Genomic DNA, 22,372 nt, shown 5'->3' with positions numbered 1-22,372 from the left:
CACCATCACCGACACGATCATCCTGCTGCAATACGTGGAGATCCGCGGAGAAATGGCCCGCGCCCTCAATGTCTTCAAAATGCGGGGCTCCTGGCACGACAAAGGGATCCGCGAGTACCTGATCTCCAACGCGGGCATCCAAATCCGCGATTCCTTCCGGGGCTACGAGCGCATTATCAGCGGATCCCCGACCCGCATCAATGTGGATGAGAAAAACGAGCTCTCCCGGATTGTGCAAAACGTCCAGGCCCTCGAGGAAGAAGGGTTGTGAGCGGTTACAACAGTTCCGTGAGTGGGCGCGGCAACAGACCCGTTGAGTCAAGCGAATTTCCAACACCGCTCAACACCGCGCAAGCCCTGCACTTGCGGCTGGCAGGGAGGGATCGGCCCAGACAAGGATTTCCCCGCGGCCAATGGCGAACAGTGGTAACCCACCTACAAATTGGGTAGTATGCCTCTAGCAGTAGCGCAAAGGGCGGGGTTTCCCGGCGTGTTTAGTTTTCTTGGTGGTTCCAAAACCCGAACCATGCTTGGGGTGGACATCAACCCCGAGCGCATCGCCGTTGCCCAACTGAAAAAGCAGGGCAATGGTCGCTATCGTCTGGCCCACTACCACAGCGTGGACATGCCAGAAGGGGCGATGGTCGAAGGGCGCATCCTCGATCCGAGCACAGTTGGCTTGATCCTGATGAATTTGCTCAATGAAAACAAGGTACCCACCAACCTGCCGGCAGCCACAGCAGTGCCCGTAAGGGAGGCCATCGTTCGTCTCATTCGCCTGCCTGCCGACCTGCCCGCCGATGAGTTGCGCCGGGTGGTTTTGGAGCAGGAGGCCGAACTCTACATTCCCTACCCGCGGGATCAGGCGGATGTCGACTACCAGCCCTTGGGTCTCGATCTTTCCCAGGATGGCATTGAGCGCATCGAAGTCTTGCTGGTGGCCATCCCCAAAGAGGTGGTGGACAACTATCTAGAGGTGCTGCAGGCGGCTAGCTTGCAGGTGCGCTGTGTGGAGCTGGCCAGCTTCTCTCTTATTCGCACCATCCGCGACCAGCTAACCCAGTACGGCCCCCAAGAGGCCGTGTTGCTCAGCTCCATCGGCTACGACAGCAGCGAGATCAGCATTTTGGTGAACGGGATCCCGCAATTTACCCGCACCGTCAACATCGGCACCATCCACATGCGGCAGGTGCTGGCCCAATCCCTGAATCTGCCGGTTAGCCGCACCGGCGACCTGTTGCGAACTCTGAGGTTACCCTTGATCAACCCCACCGATATTTTGGCCACGGGAGAACAGCCAGCGCCCAGCAATCCCGGTGTAGCAGCAGTAACGCGCGTTGTCTCCGATTTGGCGGATGAACTGAAGCGCTCCATCGACTTCTTTACGAGCACAGAAAGCAGCTCGCCTGTGGTGAAAGTACTGCTGGCCGGAACTGGGGCAAGCATCGGCCAAATCGACGGCTTCTTATCTCAGTCGTTGAGCGTGGCGGTGGAGTTGGCGGATCCCTTTGGCAACATTGTCGTGCCGGATTCAGTGGAACTGCCCCTGGAGGAACGCCCAGCAATGGGAGTGGCCCTGGGGTTGGCGTTACGGGAAGACACCAAGTAGCGGCAGCAGGCAGCGCAAGCTCGCCCAACCGATGGAATAGCGCACAAGGCGGTTAAAGAGATGTACACACCGGAGATCAATTTCCTCAAAGAAAGGCCGGATGTCCTCACCACAGCTCGAACAGGTGGGGGAGCAGTAGTCGCAGCTGAGGCTGCAGAGGGATCCCAGAATTGGATCCCGGCCATTGGCCTGGGGGTTGCTGTTGCTGCTGTAGCGATGGGAGCTTTTTGGTATTTCCAAGACAGCTTTTCCCGCCAGAGAGAAACCTTGAGGGCGGAGCGGGCTCGCCTTGACAGTGAGCTCAGCACAGCCAATGCTGAGTTGTCCCAGCTGCAGAATGCCAATCAAGAGCTGCAAACCATTCGCGCCCAAACGGAAGGGTTCCGCTCCTTTCTGAGATCCGTCCAGCCTTGGTCGGCCATCTTGGAAGAGCTGCGGCGCAAGATCCCCGGCCAGGGGGTATGGATAACCAACATCAGCGCTTCCGGGGATACCGTCAATATCCAAGGAGGGGCGCTGGACTTTCCCCTGGTGAACGACTTTTTGCTCACCCTGCTGGATTCCAACTTTGTGACCAGCGCCGTCCTGAACAGCAGCTCCCGGGTGGACGGCACAGACCTAACCGAGCCCAGCGTTACCTACGGCATAACCGTAACCATCCGTACCCTGGGGGATCCCGACCCAGAATTTACCCGCGAGCTGGAGCAGCGGGGAGCGATAGGCTTGGTTGAAAAGATCCGCATTTTGCGTCGAGTGGAGGCGAACTGATGACTGGATCGGTTGAAGGTTTTCCCGACGAACAACTGGTGGTTCCCCCGGCAGGGCCGCCGGTACTGCTGGGCGTGGAGCTGACCCCCATTCGAATTGGTCTTTTAATCGGGATCACAGGGCTAGGCGCAGCGGGGTTTCTGGCCTTCACCCAACTTCGCCCCTTGATCGAGGAGGTACAGGCTTTGGAAAGGGAGGTAGCCAACAAAACCACCCAGTTGCAGGACATAAAGAGCCAGATTGCCAGTTTGCAAGATGTGCCCAATCAGGTCGAGAGAGCTCGCGTGGAGCGGGAACAGATCAGTGCCCTGCTCTCCACCCCCGAGAATGCCGACACGCAACTGCTGGATCTCAACCGGCTGGTGCAGGGGCAGCCCAACAGCGAGCTGCGCAGCTTTAGCCCTTCTCCACTGACTCCAGCGTCTTCGGCCAATCCGGAAGTGCCCGGGATCATCGCTCCGGCCATCCAAGTGCAAACCACCCGCGTTGCTCTGCGTGGCCCCTATACGGAGCTGATCAATCTGATGGGAGATATAGAGCGTCTGCGCACATTGTTCCGGGTGAGCAACATCAGCTTAAATCCTGTTCAAGACACAGGGGAGCTGGACGCTGCTTTTGATTTGATTGCCTACATCTACAACAAGGACGTTCCGTTGGGCACTGCTCCTGCACCTGAAGGGCAAGCCCCCCCTGAAGGAGAACAGGCAGCACCCAGCCAATAGCCTAGCTATGCTTCGGCTCAGGGGGAGATCCTGCCAGTGCGGGATCCCCTCTGGTTTTCAGAAGACGGGAACAACCGCCGGTTCAGCACGGATAGTGTTGCCGAATCGAAGATCTGGGAAAAATTTCTTCCGAAACGGCTACAGGTAGTGGCAAAGTCCGAGATTTCGGCTTTGATCAGGGAAGCACGGGGTGAACGAGGCCAAAGGCACCCGTGGCGAGGTGAAGCAAGAATACGACTGGGTGAAGGAGTGAGGTGTGAGGATAATGAACCGTCGAGTTGCTTATGGGTGTGCGTTGGGCTTGATCCTGTCCCTGCCCCCATTGGCCTTAGAAAGCCGGGTCAATGAGGCAGCCGCTCAACAGTTGACCTCCGCAAACCCGCAACGCCTCAGCCGCATCACAGATATCCGCCTGGTGCCCAACGGCAACCGCATGCAGTTGGAGATCAACACCGAAGGGGGCGCTCGCCCACAGGTGTTCTTTACCCAGCAGGGACAATCTTGGATCGGGGACATCACCAATGCTCAATTGAGCGGAAGCCAGGGCCGCTATCGCCAAGAGTCTCCCCTGCCGGGGGTGCGCTTCATTGAGGCCTGGCAGTTGAGCAACGACAGCGTGCGGATAGAAATAGCCGGTGTGGCCGCAGCTCCCCAAGGCTTGCTGGCTCGGCGCAGCCCGACGCAGTTGGTCTTCGACTTTGAGGGCCTACCCTCTGCTCCACCGGCCCCCCTAGCGGCGGTTCCCCCTCAACCCTCGTCCAACCCAGTAGCGCCCGGCCAACCGGCGTCACTAAACCGACCTCAGCCCGTGGCTCCTGTTCCTCAGCCCGCAGCTCCTGCCCCTGCCTCCCAACCGGTCGCTCAAAACCCTGCCCCTCCGCAGACAGCTCAAGCGGCTCCTCCTGCACCTGCTGTTCCTGCTGCACCCGTGATTTCTCAGGTCCCCCCTGTGGGCCAGCTCAACCAACCTCAATTGCCGCCGGGAAGTTTGCCCACCGAATCTCCTTTTCAGGGGAGAGCTGTGGCTCCTCCGGCCGGAGATCTTGCTGTCGGCAATATTATTCCGGCTCCCCCTCCAGTTGACTTGGGTTCAAATGCCACAATTACCTTAACCCTCAAGGATGCCCCTGTGGGTGATGTGTTGAGTCTGCTGGTGCGTCGAGCTGGACTGAACGTAGTTCTCAATGACGTCCCTCCAGACCTGACGATTTCCTTAGATGTGGCTGATTCACCTCTACAAGAAACATTTAACTTTATTTTGCGCCTGAAGGAACTTCAAGCATCTCGTTCAGGGCAAACGGTTTTTATCGGCACTACACTCCCTGGAGTTGGCCAGCAGATCGTCAAGACGTACAGACTCAATCAACTGAGAATCGAAGAGACAGAGCAAACTTTCGATTTAGCTGCTGCCGGTACTGCAGGGGGAGGAGGAACAGTTGAAATCAATGCCAGACAATTGAGTATCACGCCGAGCGAAATCAGAAGTAGAATTTTGGCCATTCTGGAAGCATCAAATATCCCTTTAGCTCAAGAGTCAGCCATTCAAGCGGATCCAAGAACAAATTCGCTAACTATTGTTGCCACACCTACCCAACATGATGTAATTGCAGCATATCTTGCGCAAATTGACTTGAGAAGTCGACAGGTTTTAATTAGTGCTAGGTTTATTGAGATCAACCTAGATAATAATTCTAGTCTAGGAGTTGCACTGGGTAGTGCATCTGGCAACTTTGCTCTGGGGTCTGGAGATAACACTGTCTTCGGTGGAACTCCTCTTGACCAACCTGCAGGATCCTCAGTTCCTAATGTTGGTTCTGTTCCTGCTGCAGGGACCGGAGGCTCACTTGTGTTTAACACCTTGAATCGATTACAGCAATCTCTAGCAGCTCGTATAGATGCAGCCATTGCTTCAGGAACAGCTAAGATATTGGCCGATCCAAAAGTAGTAGTCGCGAATAACACTGGCGCAGCTATTGTGGTTGGCCAAGAAGTTATCACCAATAGGAGATTGCAAACAGATCCTGCGACTGGCACATCAACTGTCGTTTTTGAGAAAGGAAATGCGGGAGTCAATTTACTCATTCAGAATGTCAGGATCGATGATAACGGCTACATTACGCTGAACCTTATTCCACAGATCTCATCTATTGGCAGTCAAATTACACTTTCTGATGGCACTGTTATTAGTTTGCTCAATCAGCGTTCTGTCGGAACATTGCAAACCAGACTTAAAGATCGAGAAACACTATTTCTTGGAGGATTGATACAAGAGGAAGATCGAGTATCTGTTGATAAAGTCCCACTTCTTTCTGAAATTCCTTTACTTGGCTCCCTCTTCCGCAGACAAAACACAACAAATACTAGAAGTGAGGTTGTCGTCTTGATTACTCCAGTTATATTGGAAGATTAAGGCGAAATACAGAATTTCATCGTTTTTGGCCATCCACTTTTATGAGATGAATTGTGCATCAATGCTGAGTTCGAACTCTCGCTATCGACCTTGGGTCAGGCTGGGATCCTTGCTGCTTAGCTTCGGGCTGGCTTTGATTTTGGCATGGGCAAGAGTAGGCTGGACACAAACCCATCGCATTTCTCTATCGGTACAAGGGCAGAGTTATTCACAACTAGTGGAACAATCGCGTCCTTTGGTTTGGCAAGCTTTGGCCCAACAATTTCAAGCTCAACCGCAGTCAGAGCAAATCACTTTGGAGGTATTGGGACAAGCTGGGGAACAACAAGTACCCCTATTCACAGTGCGAATGCCTCGTAGCGTTTGGCAGCAGGCCCCCTCTCCTGCCCAACTGGAACAATTCAGCACTTTTTATCCTAATACGTTGGCTCTTTTACAGCCGCGGGCACCGCTGCAGCAAGCCCAGTTAGAATTTACTGCTCCTCCTCCAACTGGAATTGCATTGGTCTCCAGCAATCCTTCCAATGGCCAAAGAGGGATCCCAATTGACCAAAATATCCATCTGCGTTTTGATCGACAGCTTCCAGCCGGAATAACAGGTCTAGCCTTCGGGATCCAGCCCCCTGTGGAGGTGGCCTTTGACATTCAGGGAAACGAGCTGATCTTTCAGCCTTTACAGCTACTCAGCTACAGCACAGATTACAGAATACTCTTGCCTGCAGCCAAAGAGCTGGATTTACAAAAGCCCATAGAATTGACTTTCCGCACCGAGCCTCAGTACAGTTACCAGCGAGATATTAAGCCCTTGCTAGAAGCCAGTTGTGTAGGTTGTCATCAGCAGGCCGGTCGGATGCGGCGCAGCCCTTTAGATAGTTATGCTGCGGTGATGCGTTATGTAACGCCGGGATCGGAAAATAGCGAGTTGCTCAAACCGCGTTGGTTAGCTCGTCATGCTGTCATCCAGCGAGCTGCAGGGATCCGTTTGAATGGGGGGGGAGTGGATGCCCTGAGTTTGTTGTCGCAGGGCAGGGAAGGAGCTGAACCTACGCCCAGGGTTCCTGTGAGTGATCCCCAGGGAGAGTCTCCCGGATCTTTTATCGGACGCAGTGGATCCCCAGAATTGGCCTATATTCGTCGCAACGGCACCGGCATGGATCGCCTAGGTCACTTGAGCGCTGATGAAATTCAAATCCTGCGTACCTGGATTATTCAGGATCAAGCGGCTGAGGCCCATAAGAGTTAGCCTGATGGGCTGGAGAGTCTTTACCAACAAAGATCCCTTGCTCGTTTGTTTACTTTAAGATTAGGAACCTACGAGATCAATTTGATGACAACCCCCACAGAGGATCGGCTAGACCGGATTGAGCGTGTTGTAGAAGTTTTGGTGAACCAGCAGAGGGAAGTGCTGGGGCGCGTCGATGGGTTGTCTCACCGGGTGGATAGCTTGACCGAGCAGGTGGATAACCTCACGGATCGAGTAGACAACCTGACTAACCGAGTAGATAGCCTGACCGACAGGGTGGATAACCTCTCCCAAAGTGTCAGCAAACTTTCCGCCGATGTCGATAAGTTGGGCTTCAAGTTCGACACTGCTCAATCGGTTGGGGAGCGGCTAGAGCGGCTGGCAACCAGCTTGATCGCAGGAGCCACGATTAGCATCATTGCCGGGGTTATCCTTGTGCTGCTCAGAGAGGGATCCCGTTAATTCTTTCCCGCCCCCTCGATGGAAAAAAATAGGGATCCCAGCCAATGGGATCCCTGGTTATCCTTCCTCTAGTGTTTCAGTCCTCAACACACCTTCCCTATGAGATGCTCTGATTCTAAGAGCCGACCCGTGAAAAAGTCGTGAAACTGACAGATGAGGTGGAAGGTTAAGCCTTGCTCAGGTGGTCAGGGATCCACCTCGGGCAACAAGCGCCAATTCCACCTGATTTTCTTGGGGCTGCCCCAGTTGCACCTCCACATCTCGGCCAAAGAAGCCTTGCATTTTTTTCTGGTAGCTTTCCTGCCATTGTTGGAAGGGAACCTTGGGGGAATCGAACAGAAGCACCAAGGTATACCGGCCATCTCGCAGCTCTTCTCTGTACCCTCTCACCTTGGGCAGATCTGCTTCCAGAGGGCCGCGCAGACCCAGAAACTCCAGGGCATCTTCCAGGTGGGCATTAGCCCCGTAGCTATATTTGGTGATATCGGCGCGGACTTGCTTTTGAATTTCCGTGGCCTGCTGGGCGCGGGCTTGGATCACCTCGAGAGAAGGGGCGGCCAGGGCAGGTACCGGCTTGAGTTCCACTACCTTCATGGTTATCCCTCCCAACAGCAAGGGGATCCCGGCAAACAGGCCAATGAGATTGAGGGTGGGATCGTTGTAGTGGGCAAAGCCCCAAGCCGTGGCGGCAGCCCCGGCCAGCAACACGAGAGTGCTCAGGGGGAAGGGCAGTTTTTCAAACATACAGGAGAGGAAGAAAGGCCACCTGAAAACCCAGGCTAGCAGGAAAAGCGCCAGCGGTGGACTTAGCCTCCATTGGGATGGATAATCACAAAATGCCCACCTGGTGTGTTGAGGAGTGGTCTGTGGTTCTGTCCAATCTGTCCAAAACCTCTCGTTGCTTGCGCTCGCTGGATCGCAAAGCCCAGGAGCGAGCACCTCTATTTGAGGCCATCCGCCACTATTGCAGCTTGGATAAGGCTCCTTTTCACACGCCAGGCCACAAACAGGGACGTGGGATCCCTGCCGACTTGCGGACCTTTTTGGGAGAGAACGTCTTCCGGGCAGATCTGACCGAGCTGCCAGAGGTGGACAACCTCCACGACCCCGATGGCGTGATCCGAGAGGCCCAGGAGCTGGCGGCAGCAGCTTATGGAGCGGATCGCAGTTGGTTTTTGGTCAACGGTTCCACCTGTGGCGTGGAAACACTGGTGATGGCCGTGTGCGATCCAGGCGACAAGATCTTGTTGCAGCGCAACTGCCACAAGTCCGCCATTGCCGGGGTGATCCTCTCTGGGGCGGTGCCGGCCTATATCGAGCCGGATTTTGACCCGGAGCTGGGCATTGCCCACGGGATTACCCCAGCCGGTTTGGAGGGGGCCTTGGCGGAGCATCCCGATGCCAAAGGCGTTTTGGTAGTCAGCCCCACCTACTACGGGGTCTGCTGCGATGTGCAGGCTTTGGCCTCCATCGCCCATGCCCATGGCCTACCGCTATTGGTGGACGAGGCCCACGGGCCCCATTTTGGGTTTCATTCGGAATTGCCCATTTCGGCCTTGGAAGCCGGAGCCGATCTGGTGGTGCAGTCCACCCACAAGGTGATCTCCGGCATGACCCAGGCCTCGATGCTGCACCTCAAGGGATCCCGTATCGACCCCAACCGGGTGCGCAACATTCTGCAACTGCTGCAATCGACTAGCCCCAGCTATGTGCTGATGATGTCGCTGGATGTGGCACGGCGGCAGATGGCACTGGAGGGAGAAGCCCTGCTGGGCCAAGCCTTGGCTTTGGCAGATCAAGCCCGCGCCCGTCTCAACCGCATCCCCGGCTTGCGCTGTTTTGGCCCAGAGCGTATCGGCTCCACCCCTGGTTTTTTCGATTTCGACCGCACCCGTCTCACGGTAACGGTGACAGAGCTGGGGTTGTTCGGCTTCGACGCTCACGACTGGGTTAACGATCACTTCCACGTGCAGCCGGAGATGTCCACCCTGCACAATGTGGTCTTCATTGTCAGCATCGGCAATACCCAGCGAGACATTGACCGCCTGGTGGAAAGTTTCGCCGCCCTGTCGCAACATTTTCAGGGATCCCGCCCATCCAGAGCGGCAATGGAAAAAATGCAGCGGCTGGCACAACTGCCCCGTCCTTGCTTGCCACCACAACGGCTATCACCCCGGGAGGCTTTTTTTGCTCCCATTCAGCGGGTGCCTTTCCAAGAAGCAGTGGGCCATATCTGCGCCGAGATCATCTCCCCCTATCCACCTGGGATCCCGATTTTGGTGCCGGGAGAAGAGGTGACTCAAGAGGCGGTGAACTATCTGCTGTTGGTGCATGAGGCAGGCGGCTTTATCAACGGCCCAGAGGATGTGCGCCTACAAACCCTGAAGGTGGTCAAAGCAACGGCCTAGTCCTCTCCAGCAGGTTTATGGACGGGCTTTTGCCGTTTGCGCTGGGGGGAGCAGCGGTAGGGAGTTTGCCGGGGTGCCGGGGCGGCGGGCTACCTTCACCCGATCCACCCGTGGCCCCTCCATGCGCACCACCTGAAACTCCATCTCTTTGTAGGTGAACTTTTCCCCAGCACGTGGGATCTTCTGCATGTGGTAGATCAAAAAGCCCCCCAGCGTTTGGTAATCCTTGTGCAAAGGCAGGTTGAGGCCACAGCGCTCGTTGATCTCTTCAATATCTAGCTGAGCCTGGATGAGCAAGGTATTTTCGTCAAGTTCTTGGATGTCCGGCTCCTTGGTGTTGGGATCCGGGCCATCGGAGAGCTTGCCGACAATCTCCTCCACCAAGTCTTGAATGGTGATCAGGCCCGCCGTGCCGCCAAACTCATCCACCACCACCACCATCGGCCAGTGGTGCTGCCTCATTTCGGGCAACAGTTCCGCAATTGGCTTGTTCTCCGGCTCAAAGTGGGCCTCGCGGATAAAAGGCGTGATGGGGCTGTGGAGGTCGATGGATCCCTTGGCCAGCTCCCCAATGACTTCCTTGACGTGGATCAGCCCGCGGATGTCATCCAAAGACTCGCCAAAGACCGGATAGCGGGAGTGCCCCGATTCCGCCACCTCCGCCAGCACCTCTTGCACCGTTGCAGTTTCTGGCACCGCGTCGATGCTGGTACGCGGGATCATCACCTCGCTGGCCACCGTCTCGCCAAACTCGAAGATGTTGCTCAACAGCTCTCGCTCTTCCGCCTCAATGTTGCCCGACTCCACCGACGAGGCGATCAGCAGTTGCAACTCCTCCACCGTCATGGTGCTGTAAAAGGAAGTGGCCTCGGGGATGCGGACGCCCAAGATGCGCAGCAGGCAGCGGGAGGAGAAGCGGAGCAGCTCGACAAAAGGGTGGAGGAAGCGGCTTACCAAGCGGTTGAGCCAGGCCAGTTTGAGCGCAATCGGCTCCGAATAGAGAATGGCCAGAGTCTTGGGGATCAGCTCCCCCACCACAATCTGAAAATAGGTGAGCAGCGAAAACACCAACACCACTGCCACCCCTCGAACAAGGGCCGGATCCAGGTTCTGAAGCCAAGCCAACTGCCTCAAGGCCAGAAACAGCGTCGGCGCCACTTGCGTAGCCCCGATCCAGCCCAACAACACACTGGCCAGGGTAATGCCCAACTGGGTGGTGGAGAGGGCATATTCCAGTTGCTCTTGGGCTTTTTGCACAATTGCCGCCTGGCGGTTTCCCTCGCTGGCCAACTGCACCATCCGGGAGCGCCGCGCCGATACCAAGGAAAACTCGACCGCGACAAAAAAAGCGTTGATGACCAGAAGACCGATGACCCAAAGGAGACTAAGAGACGCATCTCCCCACGAAAGCTCGGTGTTGGGGAAAGCAGCCGTCGAGGCTAAAGGGGGGTCGTCCATCAGGGGGAGCAGCAAGACGGATAGACAGCATTCTAGCTCAGACTGACTCGGCCACCTGTCCCTAGCCAGCTGTCGAACCGGCTTCAGCCATCAGGCAGCTACCGTGTAGACGCTTTCCCCATGCCCAAAAGGAAAGGGATCCCTGACCTTTGCACAACCCAGCTTTCGCAGTTCTCAAGGTCGCTACTTTTTCATCAAGCAGTAACAGCTACAACCTTTTCCGGCAACGCTCACCCCCGCCTAGGCAAGGGCACCTCCTGAGTGCTAGTCGTCGATATCGACAATGTCACCGGTAGTGGCATCGATCTTGACTTCAATATCGTTGGTAAATTTCACTTCCCAAACTAGGCGCCCATGTTTAAGCTCCAACTCATCTTTTTTGATCATTTTTTGATCACGGCATTGGGCACGGCAGATCGAGCGATCTGAATGGCTTCCTCAATGGGGATATCTGGAGCAAAAGATTGGGCAAAAGCAGCCCTCCGGCTCCCACCCGTCGACAGCATCGGGCTAGCGGGGGACAAAATGCCAAGCAAAAGTAAGGCAGCAATCGAAAGTTTTGCAGGCTTTATTTACAGCTGCTTGAGCAACCACCTCCTTACCCTACCACCCTGAGACCAAAGAAGCCTTGCCACAAGGAGCATTGCTGCCTTCACAAGGAGTTCACCCCCTTTGCGTCATAGGGTGTAGCTGCTCGGCCCCTCTTCAGCTACGAACTGTTTACTTCTCCAATCCAACCCTCTCGGAAACTGACTGGCTAAACAACGCTGCTGCGGGGGAGGAATACCTCTACACCTATCCCGCGTGCTGCTACTACAGGCAGGGAAGTCATGCCGACGTTGGAGCTCCCGGCACTGCACGAATCGGTGATAATATTCCTACCTCTCATTCCTACCCCGGTGGGTGCCGACCATGCCAGATTTTCTGCCCTACGCCTACTTTCAGGGCCAGATTGTCCCCTTTGCTGAGGCGAAGATCTCCATTGCCACCCATGCTCTGCACTACGGGACAGCGGCGTTCGGCGGCCTACGCGGGATCCCTGATCCGCAAAACCCGGATCAAGTTCTGGTGTTCCGTCTGGATCGCCATTGCCGACGACTGAGTCAAAGCGCCCGCCTGCTCTGTTTTGATCTCCCTGCTGAACGGATTGAGCAGGTGATCGTCGAGCTGATCCGAAAAAACCGTCCCTCCACGTCTTTCTACATCCGCCCCTTGGTGTACACCTCCGACCTAGGCATCTCGCCGCGGCTGCACAACATTGAGAAAGACTTTTTCGTGTACGGCTTGGAACTGGGGGACTACCTCTCGCCAGAGGGAGTCAGTTGCCGCATCAGCTCTTGGGCCCGGCAAGAGGATCGCAGCCTACCATTGCGGGGCAAGATCACCGGCGCCTACATCACTTCCTCTTTGGCCAAAACCGAGGCGGCGCAGGCTGGCTATGACGAGGCCATTTTGATGAACTCCCAGGGCAAAGTGAGCGAAGCCTCGGGCATGAACATCTTCATCGTGCGCAATGGCGTGCTGATTACCCCCAGCTTCGACCAAGATATCTTGGAAGGGATCACCCGCGACAGTGTCCTCACCCTGGCCCGTGATCTGGGGATCCCTACCCAAGAACGGCCCGTTGACAAATCGGAGCTATTGATTGCTGACGAGGCCTTTTTAACCGGCACTGCTGCCAAGATCACCCCCATTCGCCAGATCGAGCAGTACGTCCTGCCCCCCTCCCGCCCCATCACCGAGCAGTTGCGGCAGAAGCTGACGGCAATTACCGAAAATCGGGATCCCGTCTATGCCCATTGGGTGAAGGTGATCCCTCTGAAAGAAAGCTAGTCCCTAGTCGAGGGGAGAAGCGTCATTATTAAACTGAGCACTCTAGATGGGTAGAGGGGGATCCCTTGCACGAAATTTCCATTACCTGGGCCGACTACCACCGCAAAATCGAGGAGTTGGCCGTCAAAGTCTACGAAAGCGGGTGGGAATTTAACCAAATCGTCTGTATTGCCAAGGGGGGGCTGCGCATTGGCGATACCTTGGCCCGTCTTTTCGACCTGCCCCTGGCTATTCTCTCAGCCTCTTCCTACTCTGGGCCCGGTAACCGCCAGCGGGGGCAACTGACCTTCTCGCGGGATCTAGCCATGACCACCGCCAACCTGGGCAGCCACGTGCTGTTGGTGGACGATCTGGCAGACTCTGGCATGACCCTAAAGCGCTCTGTCCACTGGCTCAAGCACCACTACGGCTTCTACATCGAGGAGATCCGCACCGGCGTACTGTGGTACAAGGCCGCCTCCGTCTATCAACCCGACTACTATGTGGACTATTTGCCGGATAACCCTTGGATCCACCAGCCCTTTGAGCCCTACGAGCAGATGACGCCTCAGCAGCTGATGCAGTTGCTACGCTCTTCCGGTTAACTTTTCTTTATCACCTCAGGGCTCTAACCAGTAGGAAACTCGAAGCGGGGCAGCTTATCCAGGGCAGGCTGGATCCCTGCGGGGATTCGCTCGTGAGTAAGGGGGTAGTAGTAATCAACCCGAGCCAGTAGTCGCTTCCACTGCTCAGAGTTAAGAGTTTTAACCAAAGAAATAGACGGCTCAACACTTAACTCGTGTCCCAAATCCATAAGCTCGATAGTAACGTTAGCTGCTGCGGCTTCCAGAACTGACTCCGCCATCCCGTAGTCTGGCTCTGCAGACACGATCAAAGCGTAATGCTGAGGATTGGAACTAAGCAGAATAGACTTCAGTAAAGGCTCCAAGCTTGCAGTAACTGATTCCCGAAGATTTGGATCCCAATCGGGAAAAAGAGCTAGATTAATCTGGCTTAGATAAATCCCTAAAGTAGTAAAACTCAGTTGCTCTGCGGAAGCAGGCGTCAAGCTTTGCTTCTGGTGTTCCAGCGAGGCATCGCTAAACTTTAAGCTCATTTCAATTTTCTCATCTTCAGTGGTCAATAGTACATGCCTTCCCTCTCTTTTACTATGGCTGGTTAGGTGTATGATAGAAATAGGAGTGTGAGGTAGGTAAGGCTCAACAAGTAGGTTTTGCCTTGGATCCCATTTTGGCAGTCCGTAGTGACAAGTCCAATTGCAATAGGCAGGTAGAAGTTCTGTTTCCTTAAGTAGCCCATCTAGATAGACCGCTACATTTAGAGCGAGTTGATCGGTTATGATAGAAGGTCTTCTAGCTAAAGCTTGAGAAAGCCGAAAGTCCCAAAGATCCCAGTGCTTGGCAGTATAGGACATTGCAAAAACACCAGCATTAAGGAGGGGGTACGTATGTAAGTCCTCGACACTCAGACTGGGAAAGTGGTATCTGTAAGCTTCACTAAGATCAATTAGGTAATCTTTTGGGCCATAGAGTAATCTATTCCCTCGGTCAATCTCCGGAACAATAGCTAGCCCTCGCTTTTTGCTTCGCTGGATGAGCAAGTCAATCCCGAACCAATCCTGAACCCAAGCATCTGCGTCAATCCAAATATAAACTTCATAGTCTGGAAAGTACCTACGTAGCCGGGGCCGAGCTAGTAATCCCCGCAGATAAGAAGGCACACTCTCAACTCCAGCAAAGTTATAGTTCCAATCCGGCTCAACAATGTAATTGACGTGTTTTGAAAGCCAGTCTACTTGCTCAGGGGTACAGCCCAAATCGAAGAAGCCTATCTCAACAGATTTACCCTGCTCCTTACCTCGGATGGAAAGAACAGTTCCCTGCACTAGATCGAAGAACTTGGAGTCGGCTGCGGTGATAATAACTACTGATTTCATACCAAAAGATAGTTAGGGAGATAGGAATTGCCTAGAACCAGACAACTTTTTTTATTTTAATTTAATTTACTTGGTCGCAATTATGTTTAGACTAACAGGTTTACCGAAAACAACCATTTCACTACAGTCATTAAATAAGCCGAACCGATCTACCTTGCGGATAATCCGAAAGCCTGCCTGAGTCAGCAACATGAACAGATATTCCCACGAGAGACCAACTTTGTGATAGTCATACTCATCTGTCTGTCCACCAAACATCATGCGCATAATACTAAATCGCTGCTCGGCGGAAGCTCCTTCCTCTATATAAAGGTGACAAAGAGTAGGTAAGTCAGGAACACTAATCATTAACTGGCCACCGAAATGTAAAACTCGATGCCACTCTTTGAGAACAACAGGCAATTCTCGCACATAGTCGAAGTGCTCCAGAACGTGGGAGGCGTAGATGGCTTCTACGGAGTTGTCTTCAAATTGACTGAGATCCATAGCGTTGCCAACGTAATCCACGTACTCTCTTGGTTGGATGTCTAGGATCTTCCAGTCTGGATGGGGATCTTTTCCCCCTATATGAAGGCGGATACGCTGACTGACCTGGAGTCTAGGTTCACCCCCGTCTAGAGGAGGAACCTGGTCGATAATCTGATGTTTATGAGCCAGATCAAAATAGGTTTTTTCAATAGCCATAGCCAAACGTTTTGGATCCCAGATGATCGACTTACTGTAGGACTCTCGAATAGTCTGTTTGGCCTTGGCCAGTCGCTCTGGATTGTTAGCCAGCTGGATTCCTCGCTCAATAAATTCTTCAACTGACCAGGTAATACAGTCATCAAGACCTATATTCCTAAGTAAGCTATAGCTCATTCGGCCGTAGTAATGGCGACCTACTAAGGTAAGAACTGGCACACCCATGTAGAGAGCTTCCATAGTGTGGGTTGCACCTGTGTAGGGAAAGGTATCGAGAACAAGATCCACCAAAGCTAGTTGGCCCCGGTGCTCTTCCACGCTGCTTGCTTGAGATAGAAAACGGACGCGATCCAAAACATCCAATTCCTTAGCTCTTTCCTGGTAACGCCTGATAACCGTGGCAATTTCCCCCGAGCCTTTGACGATCAAGATCCCCTTGGGAACAGCTTTCAGGATTTGCAGATGGGCATCAATACATTCGGGGGTACGCTTGTAAGCACTGGCCGCAGTTAGGAAAACAATATCTTGCGGGCCTATTCTCAGCTTGTTTTTGAAATTCACCTCATCTGCAGGAGTAATGTCCAGATACTCAACAGCACAGTAGCTAGGCAGGCGGATAATTTTTTCATGGTAATCGGCTTGGGCGTCTTCAGGAAGGATATAGGGATCGGCGAAAAAGTAATCAAATTCTGGCAAACCGACAGCATCTCCGCCAAGCCAACCAATTTGGATAGGAGCGGCCCGCAAAGCTGCTACGATGCTGGCATCGTGACTGGTAAGGGAGTCCATAAAAACCATGATATCGATGCGATCCTCACGCGCTTGAGCAGCTACTTGAGGCGGCTTGGTTTCTCCTGGAAAAAAGCGAAAATGGAGATTTTCGTGAGAGCGAAACTTTTGATACATATTGTCATGACTGGCCATATCTTCATTTTTCCACCCCTGGTAGTAGTAGTAGACAACGTCCAGAAGATCGCGAGATAGGTTCCTGAGAGTAGCCTCACTGAGAAAGCCAACCGAATGTCGCTGAAAGCAGTTACCCAGAAAGCCTACCCTCAGCTTTCGCTTAGTTCTGCCAGATCCGCAGTAGTCTTGCTGATTCTTCTGCCAATATTCCGACCAAAGAAAGTCTCGCTGAGAAGCCATTAAGCTTAGGCAGTCGTTAAAGATTCTACCACCAATTTGTTGGTAATGACGAATCAGAGAGCGATCGTCAGTTAGATAACTCCAACAAAAGCAAACTCGAAACAGAATGGCTTTAGCAATCGTTAGACTCTCGAGTAGATTTTCATCGTTAATTCTTAGTGATCCTAAGTCGGCTTCCCTCGATAAAATTAAGTCTATAATTTTCTGGATAACAAGGTTTATCCGTTCTGGCTGGGCAGCATGGATCAACTTTTCCAGCGATTCTGATAGAAGGGATAGACGAAGAGTAAAGTTCTCTTGCACCTGTGAGCTCTCGGCCGCCGTGATGAGAGCTTCTCCTAAAATGGAATAGCCATCACTGGTAGAGTTCTGGAAGAAGGCGCGGGCTGCCCTCTGAAAAAAGTCACCGATTAAGTCCTCTATCGTCCACAAACCTTCATAGCGCTTCGCCTGCTCGGGATCCACCGCATTGGCTAGCTGGGCCAGCAAAGCAGCAAATCCAGATCTTTGTTCCTCCGGAAGAAAGACTTGTAAAGTTGTGGCCACCTCAAAAAACAAGCTCAGGTAGCCATCGTCCCATAGCCGCGCGAGCAATTCAGTAAGGAGTGGCTCCTGAGTAATATCGAGGCTCTTCTCGCCGCCTAGGCTCTCCAGTAGGGCTTGCCCATAAAAGCCAACTGCCAGCTCATCCTGAGCTTGCAGGGCCCGCATCAGCAAAACTTGGGTGTTGTCCCGCCGGCTTGGATCCAGCTCAAAGGCCATCTCCCGCAGCTTTAGACAAGCCTGAAGACGCTGCTGTGGATCCTGCGTGGGGCTATTTTCTAGACGGCCTGCGAGGGATAGCAACAAATCCAAGACTTTCTCCTGAGACAGGATCCCTGTTCTCACCAGAGGCGTGTAGAGCTGGTAAGCAAGGCTCAGCTGGCCAGCAGCCAAGGCCTGCTCCAGCGCCGATAGGGTAATTGCCTCTGGCTCAGAGGGGAAGGCTGGCTCATTGGCCAATGAAGATGGGGAGAGATCAAAGAAACCCCACAGGAACTCCTGCCAATCCTTTGCGCCTTGCTCTCGGTAAAAAGCCACCAACCACTCCGCAAAGGTATCGGGAGACTGCTGAAACAGTTGCTTGGCTTCCAGGATCCGGGCTTGCAGCGTAGGGTTCATAGGTTGAAGGAAGAGTGCTAGTCTTAGTCTGCCATGCTGAGGCCGGCTCAGCTAAACCACTGACCTGTGTCAGGCTCATCTGGCAAAAATCCGCAATTGCGCCAGGGAGCAGGCTGTTATGAATCGCCCTTGAGCGGGGTAAGTTAGCACTAGCAGGTGAGCTGCACAGTTAACTCTCTAGTTTGCTAAAGGATCTGGTACTCATGAGCGCAAAGTCTCGTCAGTCTCTGTTGCGGGCCAAACTGGCTCAGCAAATTCTCTCCAAAGCCAAGGGCTTCACCCTGATTGAGCTGTTGGTGGTGATTGTAATTGTGGGTGTGCTGTCTGCAGTGGCAATCCCGCAGTTCTTAAACCAAGTGCGCCGCTCCCGCACTGCTGAAGCTCAAGCAGCTCTCACGGCAGTGGGTCGTGGTTCTGAAGTCTATCGCCTAGATGTTGGCGTGTACCCGAACACCTACACCAGAATTCAGTTCGGATGTCCTACCACTAGTGGGGCTGATTCCTGCGGCGCTAGGGGCGATAAGTTTATGAATGACCCGTGGAGCGCTCCCAACTACCAGACACCAGTGGCCACCGTTACTTCTTCTACTGCGCCTCAGGGGATGCGCTGGGACACCACTGCTGTCACGGGTGCAAGCCGCTACGTTAACGCTTCTGGTCAACCTATTCAGTGCACCATTGGGCTGGGATCACAGGAGACAGCTGTGGCTACTCTGGCTACCTTTGTTGGTAAGAGCTGCAACGTCTTTGACTAGTTTCTATCTTTTCTATCTCTACTTTATGTACTCCGTGGCTCCCTGTGGGGAGCTTTTTTATTTCAGTTGCTCCAGTCTCCCTCAAGAGTAGGCAAGGGCTCTAGGCTAAACCAGTGAACTAGAGCGAGGACAGTAACTGTGATGGGTAGGAGATGCGAGTAAGAATACCCTTTTCGATGAGGTTCTGGTTGGTTTCAGGACTGCTGTAAAGTATGAACTCTTGATAAAGAGCTGCCATGCAAGTTCTATCTCCTGAGCAATAAGCGTCCCGTGAGGCCAAGTGAAAGGGAACCCGAATAGGATTAGACTTTGAGCGCCACCAGTAGTCGGGAAAGTTTCCCAGTTGAGCATACTTTTTATAGTAGTTTTGAAAGCCGCAGTTTAAGTAGTGTAAAATAGAGGGGAATGATGTTACCAAGGTATGACATTCTGGAATATCAAAGCTATGTACGCTATTGGGTAAGAGAGTGGGATGGATCCGAGCTGCTGACTTTCCATTTTGATAAGCTAAAAAGTATTGACTCTTGCCGGAAACTCTCTGAAACTCAGTACAGAGTCCTGGCTCTAAGGCAGCAGGGTTTTTCTTAAATAGAGTGACATCGCGAAAATAGTCCTCGACTTCAAATACTTCAGGAGCTGCTTCGTGGTTTAGGAACGTAACCTGGAATATATCGTCGCTTACTTGATCAAACCAATCCAAAGCCATCATCTGGCCAGGATAAAAAAGCTCATCTCCATCAATATGAAGAATCCAGTCCATGCCCTGATCCAGGGCAAGTTGTATAGCAGTTTCTACGTTAAGGATCTGGCGAGCCATGACCTCATAGCCAGTATGAGGGCCATATTTTGGATAGAGAACATTCCCCAATGCTTGTTGAACTTGCAAAGCTTCATCATTGGGAATAGCCGTTACATCGGAAAACTGAAGTGCTACCTGAATAGCGGGATCCTCTGGATCGTCAAAGAAGATATAAATATGGGCAATTCCAAGGGCAAGGTGATAGCGAATGAACGACTCCAAGCACACGCCTGGATCCCGAACAGTGGTAATTATGCAAACTCTGGCCATGGTGGAGCTGCAAGCCTTTAGGTGAATTGCTTGGCTCCTAGCCAAGTATTGATAGTGAAGCGGCTATCGGCAAAGGCTTGGCTAGGGCTAAATACCGGCAGGATCTCATGTAGGCAACTGCTGGAGAAGAAGACGATGCTGTTATTTGTAGGGGTTACCTCATCGTATGCCCCGTGCAGGATTGGTGAATGAGGTTTTTGCCTTTGGGTATCGTAGATGCGCAGCTCACCTCCTCGATAAGGCTTTGGCTCTTTGTGGAAGTAATATACGCAGCTCACCTGGCGGAAGGCAGTTTGTGGGTAGGAGTTATCGGTGTGGGCGGTAAAGAAGCAGCCATCATGGCTGGCAATCATCTCCATCTCAAAGATTTGAATGTCAAAGTTCTCAATGCCTAGCTCAGCAAAAATCTGGGGAGCAACAGCCGCAATTTTTTCTCGCAGCAGGGATCCATGCTCCTGAAAGTAAGCGAAGTCCAGCCTCAGGGAGCGGCGAAATTTTAGTGACTCTGCCTCGGTGTTGCTCTTGCTGTAGCTCTTGGAAGGGATAAACTTGTCTTGGTGGGTAATGGCATGTTGGAGAATGGCTTGGTTGAGCTCTTGAGGCAGGAAGTTATCCAGCTTGATGTATTTACAGGGGTAAAACCGGTTGGGTTCTGAGGGATCCGGCTGGGTAAAAGTCAGGAATACCGGGTTAGCTGCCAGCAGTGATCCAGGGCCAATTGCTTGGATGTGAGCGAGATCCTGCTCGGTTAACCCTTTGTGCTGGGGATCCCAAGTGAGGAGATGGATCCCTTGGCCTAGATTGGGCAAAACCTTCTGCAGATGAAAACTGGGATCTATCCCCATCAAATCTAGGTTGGCTTGGGCTATGGCTCCGTAGCGGCAATGGTTGACCAAGTATAGGGCTGAGTCGGCCAAGTAATCCCGCAGTAGCAAAGACTGAAGCAGACAGGTACGGTAGTCCGTGAGTTCAGTCCAGAAACAAACGCCAATCTGGGTCTCTGGGAAACATTGACCGAGATCTGCCAAAAGGGCAGGAATGGGGCCTTCTAGGAGTAGAACCCGTTCTTCTAATCCCAACTGAGAAATTTGGGTTTGGATATCTTCTGTGCTGATTGACTTTTCGGATGAGCTCTGTAGGGGATTCCGTAGAATCACTGCTAACTTTTCAGGATAGCGAAGCATTGCCTGCAAAACAGCTGCGGACTCTTCCCAGCCAATCTGGCAGAAGATTTGCTGGCTAGGAAGGCAGGCTAAAGCCCAATCTAAGAGCTGGGTGAGACTCTGAGCTTGCTCCAGTTCTAGGAGAAGATCCTGAGCAAGGTCTTGGCAATCCATGGGGAGGGATCCCTGACGTCTGCTCTAGCTTAATGTACCCGGATCCACCCCCAGTTCTCACAACTTTTAGGCCAGGCGCTCAGCCCTTTGCTGCTCCAGTTCAGCCTTGGCAGGCATCAGTTCCCCAGCGGCAGTGGCCCACAGAATCCAGGTGGCCTCCTACCCTCCCACTTCGCTGGGTACAGCCTCAAAACCTTGCTCGGCATGGGTGGTGGAGATGAGCAAGTCCATCTGGCACGTGTGCCGCCAGCTTTCCATGGGTATGCCATTGTCGTAGGAGAGCTCGTCTTGGGTAGGGGCCATCCAGGCAGGTAAACTGGATTCGGCTCTTGCAGACAGGGATCCATGGGGTTGCTTATAACCTATGCTCGGCTTATCGTTTTCCAGGGCAACAGAGATCCCTTGTTGTTGTGTCCAATCCTAGTAGCCTGTAGGAGCTAGAAGAACCTGCCGCTCAACTTGGGGAGTCGAGAAATGCAAGACATCAAGGCCAATGCTCCGCGAATTCTCCTCAATTGGCCAACTCCGCCAGACTATATCCCGCCCCCGCAGCTTTCAGATCGGCAGGTCAGTCTTTGCCCCAAGAGGAAAGCCAAGGGCTTTGGACTAAACTTTGTCAATCTCTCTAAGGAATTGGTGGAGTGCCCAGAGGGAGACTATGACCTCTATGACTTTGTGCAGCAGTCTGAGCAAATTACAAATAAGGAGTTTGACCTAGTTATTGTTTGGACTTCCAGCTTCGACTACAGCAATCCTCTTAATACCAAAAAGTTTGGCTGTCCAACTGTTTTACTGGCTGGAGACACCCACCACTGGGAGTTTCCCATCAACCATCTCTTGGCCTACTGGGCTACTGAAGGCTTTGATTACGTCGCTACTGCCTATAACTTCCAGCATTTGCACTGGTTTGCCGCAGCAGGCGCTGAGAATCTTGCCTGGTTGCCTCTTATCTCCATGCGCACTGTTACCCACGATTGGGTGGAAGATAGAGAAAATCAAGTGGTCTTTATCGGCCAACAGGGATCCCGCCATCCCAGGCGTTGCCGGCTGGTTCAAGCCATAAAGAATGCAGATTTGCCCATCCTCATCAAAACAGCCAACCGCCAAGAGGCAGCCAAATGGTTTGCCCATTCTCTGATTTCCTTTAACTGCAGCCAAAATGGGGATCTGAACTTAAGGAACCTGGAAGTGATTTCCGCGGGGGGCTTTCTGCTTACTGACCAGCTCTCCTTCGCCTCAGGATTGGACGAACTTTTGGCGCCCGGCACCTACTGCGACACCTACAACTCCGAAGCCCAACTCCTGGAGAAAATCCGCTACTGCCTAGACCATCCCCAGGAGGCCATTCAAATTGCCCGCCGCGCTTATCAC

At 53.1% G+C, this 22,372-nt stretch carries 20 protein-coding genes; 12 read left to right on the top strand and 8 right to left on the bottom strand.

Annotated elements, in window-relative coordinates; genetic code table 11:
- From NW837_RS02365 to NW837_RS02335, 7 genes are all read left to right on the top strand, one after another.
- On the top strand, window positions 1-271 hold a 271-nt coding region (locus NW837_RS02365), incomplete at its 5' end, for an ATPase domain-containing protein (protein WP_414329099.1).
- A gap of 255 nt (window positions 272-526) precedes the next feature.
- Window positions 527-1,609 (top strand): type IV pilus biogenesis protein PilM, encoded by a 1,083-nt coding sequence (pilM, locus tag NW837_RS02360; RefSeq protein ID WP_414329098.1) that lies wholly within the window; start codon window positions 527-529, stop codon window positions 1,607-1,609.
- 60 nt (window positions 1,610-1,669) lie between these two features.
- On the top strand, window positions 1,670-2,377 hold the full coding sequence (locus NW837_RS02355) for a PilN domain-containing protein (RefSeq protein WP_414329097.1): 708 nt from the start codon (window positions 1,670-1,672) through the stop codon (window positions 2,375-2,377).
- Window positions 2,377-3,099: a hypothetical protein gene (locus NW837_RS02350; protein ID WP_414329096.1), complete on the top strand. Its 723-nt coding sequence runs from the start codon at window positions 2,377-2,379 to the stop codon at window positions 3,097-3,099. The genes NW837_RS02355 and NW837_RS02350 overlap by 1 nt, the downstream gene beginning before the upstream one ends.
- 265 nt (window positions 3,100-3,364) lie before the next feature.
- Complete coding sequence (locus NW837_RS02345; RefSeq protein ID WP_414329095.1) at window positions 3,365-5,509, top strand: AMIN domain-containing protein; 2,145 nt, start codon at window positions 3,365-3,367, stop codon at window positions 5,507-5,509.
- Between the two features lie 349 nt (window positions 5,510-5,858).
- Window positions 5,859-6,752 (top strand): Ig-like domain-containing protein, encoded by an 894-nt coding sequence (locus NW837_RS02340; protein WP_414329094.1) that lies wholly within the window; start codon window positions 5,859-5,861, stop codon window positions 6,750-6,752.
- A gap of 84 nt (window positions 6,753-6,836) precedes the next feature.
- On the top strand, window positions 6,837-7,214 hold the full coding sequence (locus NW837_RS02335; protein ID WP_414329093.1) for a hypothetical protein: 378 nt from the start codon (window positions 6,837-6,839) through the stop codon (window positions 7,212-7,214).
- A gap of 177 nt (window positions 7,215-7,391) precedes the next feature.
- On the opposite strand, the gene NW837_RS02330 is transcribed toward NW837_RS02335, so the two are convergent.
- The gene (locus NW837_RS02330) at window positions 7,392-7,958 is read right to left on the bottom strand and encodes a DUF2854 domain-containing protein (RefSeq protein WP_414329092.1); all 567 of its coding nucleotides are present in this window, start codon (window positions 7,956-7,958) and stop codon (window positions 7,392-7,394) included.
- 122 nt (window positions 7,959-8,080) lie between these two features.
- Between NW837_RS02330 and NW837_RS02325 the strand changes: the two genes are divergently transcribed.
- A complete protein-coding gene (locus NW837_RS02325; RefSeq protein WP_414329091.1) occupies window positions 8,081-9,622 on the top strand; it encodes an aminotransferase class I/II-fold pyridoxal phosphate-dependent enzyme in 1,542 nt (513 codons plus the stop codon).
- Window positions 9,623-9,637: 15 nt separating this feature from the next.
- Here the strand turns inward: NW837_RS02325 and NW837_RS02320 are convergent, their stop codons facing one another.
- Window positions 9,638-11,080 (bottom strand): hemolysin family protein, encoded by a 1,443-nt coding sequence (locus tag NW837_RS02320; RefSeq protein ID WP_414329090.1) that lies wholly within the window; start codon window positions 11,078-11,080, stop codon window positions 9,638-9,640.
- 264 nt (window positions 11,081-11,344) lie between these two features.
- Entirely contained in the window at window positions 11,345-11,467 is a 123-nt protein-coding gene (locus NW837_RS02315; protein ID WP_414329089.1) for a PepSY domain-containing protein, read from the bottom strand.
- 525 nt (window positions 11,468-11,992) lie between these two features.
- Here NW837_RS02315 and NW837_RS02310 point away from each other — a divergent pair.
- Together NW837_RS02310 and NW837_RS02305 are read left to right on the top strand one after the other, a co-directional pair.
- Complete coding sequence (locus tag NW837_RS02310; protein WP_011432133.1) at window positions 11,993-12,913, top strand: branched-chain amino acid transaminase; 921 nt, start codon at window positions 11,993-11,995, stop codon at window positions 12,911-12,913.
- Window positions 12,914-12,978: 65 nt separating this feature from the next.
- Complete coding sequence (locus NW837_RS02305; protein WP_414329088.1) at window positions 12,979-13,497, top strand: phosphoribosyltransferase; 519 nt, start codon at window positions 12,979-12,981, stop codon at window positions 13,495-13,497.
- Between the two features lie 23 nt (window positions 13,498-13,520).
- Here the strand turns inward: NW837_RS02305 and NW837_RS02300 are convergent, their stop codons facing one another.
- Window positions 13,521-14,849 (bottom strand): hypothetical protein, encoded by a 1,329-nt coding sequence (locus NW837_RS02300; RefSeq protein WP_414329087.1) that lies wholly within the window; start codon window positions 14,847-14,849, stop codon window positions 13,521-13,523.
- Between the two features lie 66 nt (window positions 14,850-14,915).
- The gene (locus tag NW837_RS02295; RefSeq protein ID WP_414329086.1) at window positions 14,916-17,840 is read right to left on the bottom strand and encodes a methyltransferase domain-containing protein; all 2,925 of its coding nucleotides are present in this window, start codon (window positions 17,838-17,840) and stop codon (window positions 14,916-14,918) included.
- Window positions 17,841-18,043: 203 nt separating this feature from the next.
- Between NW837_RS02295 and NW837_RS02290 the strand changes: the two genes are divergently transcribed.
- Entirely contained in the window at window positions 18,044-18,595 is a 552-nt protein-coding gene (locus NW837_RS02290; protein ID WP_414329085.1) for a type IV pilin protein, read from the top strand.
- A gap of 118 nt (window positions 18,596-18,713) precedes the next feature.
- Here NW837_RS02290 and NW837_RS02285 read toward each other — a convergent pair whose 3' ends face one another.
- The 3 genes from NW837_RS02285 to NW837_RS02275 form a co-directional block, all read right to left on the bottom strand.
- Complete coding sequence (locus NW837_RS02285) at window positions 18,714-19,664, bottom strand: glycosyltransferase family 2 protein (protein ID WP_414329084.1); 951 nt, start codon at window positions 19,662-19,664, stop codon at window positions 18,714-18,716.
- A 17-nt stretch (window positions 19,665-19,681) separates the two neighbouring features.
- Window positions 19,682-20,599, bottom strand: a complete 918-nt coding sequence (locus tag NW837_RS02280) for a 2OG-Fe(II) oxygenase (protein ID WP_414329083.1) — start codon at window positions 20,597-20,599, stop codon at window positions 19,682-19,684.
- A gap of 561 nt (window positions 20,600-21,160) precedes the next feature.
- The gene (locus NW837_RS02275; protein ID WP_414329082.1) at window positions 21,161-21,304 is read right to left on the bottom strand and encodes a hypothetical protein; all 144 of its coding nucleotides are present in this window, start codon (window positions 21,302-21,304) and stop codon (window positions 21,161-21,163) included.
- A gap of 171 nt (window positions 21,305-21,475) precedes the next feature.
- Here NW837_RS02275 and NW837_RS02270 point away from each other — a divergent pair.
- Window positions 21,476-22,372 (top strand): glycosyltransferase (locus NW837_RS02270; RefSeq protein ID WP_414329081.1); only part of this gene is annotated, 897 nt, incomplete at its 3' end.

It is taken from the genome of Synechococcus sp. R6-10, assembly GCF_047461815.1.
Classification (GTDB): Bacteria; Cyanobacteriota; Cyanobacteriia; order Thermostichales; family Thermostichaceae; genus Thermostichus.
The sequence above is the reverse complement of the archived record's forward strand: the minus strand, read 5'-3'. Positions and strand labels throughout refer to the sequence as shown.

Coding starts and splice junctions, on each gene's coding strand:
- pilM (WP_414329098.1), top strand. CDS start 527: ATGCTTGGGGTGGACATCAACCCCGAGCGCATCGCCGTTGCCCAACTG.
- NW837_RS02355 (WP_414329097.1), top strand. CDS start 1,670: ATGTACACACCGGAGATCAATTTCCTCAAAGAAAGGCCGGATGTCCTC.
- NW837_RS02350 (WP_414329096.1), top strand. CDS start 2,377: ATGACTGGATCGGTTGAAGGTTTTCCCGACGAACAACTGGTGGTTCCC.
- NW837_RS02335 (WP_414329093.1), top strand. CDS start 6,837: ATGACAACCCCCACAGAGGATCGGCTAGACCGGATTGAGCGTGTTGTA.
- NW837_RS02310 (WP_011432133.1), top strand. CDS start 11,993: ATGCCAGATTTTCTGCCCTACGCCTACTTTCAGGGCCAGATTGTCCCC.
- NW837_RS02290 (WP_414329085.1), top strand. CDS start 18,044: ATGAGCGCAAAGTCTCGTCAGTCTCTGTTGCGGGCCAAACTGGCTCAG.
- NW837_RS02300 (WP_414329087.1), bottom strand. CDS start 14,849: ATGAAATCAGTAGTTATTATCACCGCAGCCGACTCCAAGTTCTTCGAT.
- NW837_RS02285 (WP_414329084.1), bottom strand. CDS start 19,664: ATGGCCAGAGTTTGCATAATTACCACTGTTCGGGATCCAGGCGTGTGC.
- NW837_RS02275 (WP_414329082.1), bottom strand. CDS start 21,304: ATGGCCCCTACCCAAGACGAGCTCTCCTACGACAATGGCATACCCATG.
- NW837_RS02330 (WP_414329092.1), bottom strand. CDS start 7,958: ATGTTTGAAAAACTGCCCTTCCCCCTGAGCACTCTCGTGTTGCTGGCC.
- NW837_RS02320 (WP_414329090.1), bottom strand. CDS start 11,080: ATGGACGACCCCCCTTTAGCCTCGACGGCTGCTTTCCCCAACACCGAG.
- NW837_RS02315 (WP_414329089.1), bottom strand. CDS start 11,467: ATGATCAAAAAAGATGAGTTGGAGCTTAAACATGGGCGCCTAGTTTGG.
- NW837_RS02345 (WP_414329095.1), top strand. CDS start 3,365: ATGAACCGTCGAGTTGCTTATGGGTGTGCGTTGGGCTTGATCCTGTCC.
- NW837_RS02295 (WP_414329086.1), bottom strand. CDS start 17,840: ATGAACCCTACGCTGCAAGCCCGGATCCTGGAAGCCAAGCAACTGTTT.
- NW837_RS02340 (WP_414329094.1), top strand. CDS start 5,859: ATGCCTCGTAGCGTTTGGCAGCAGGCCCCCTCTCCTGCCCAACTGGAA.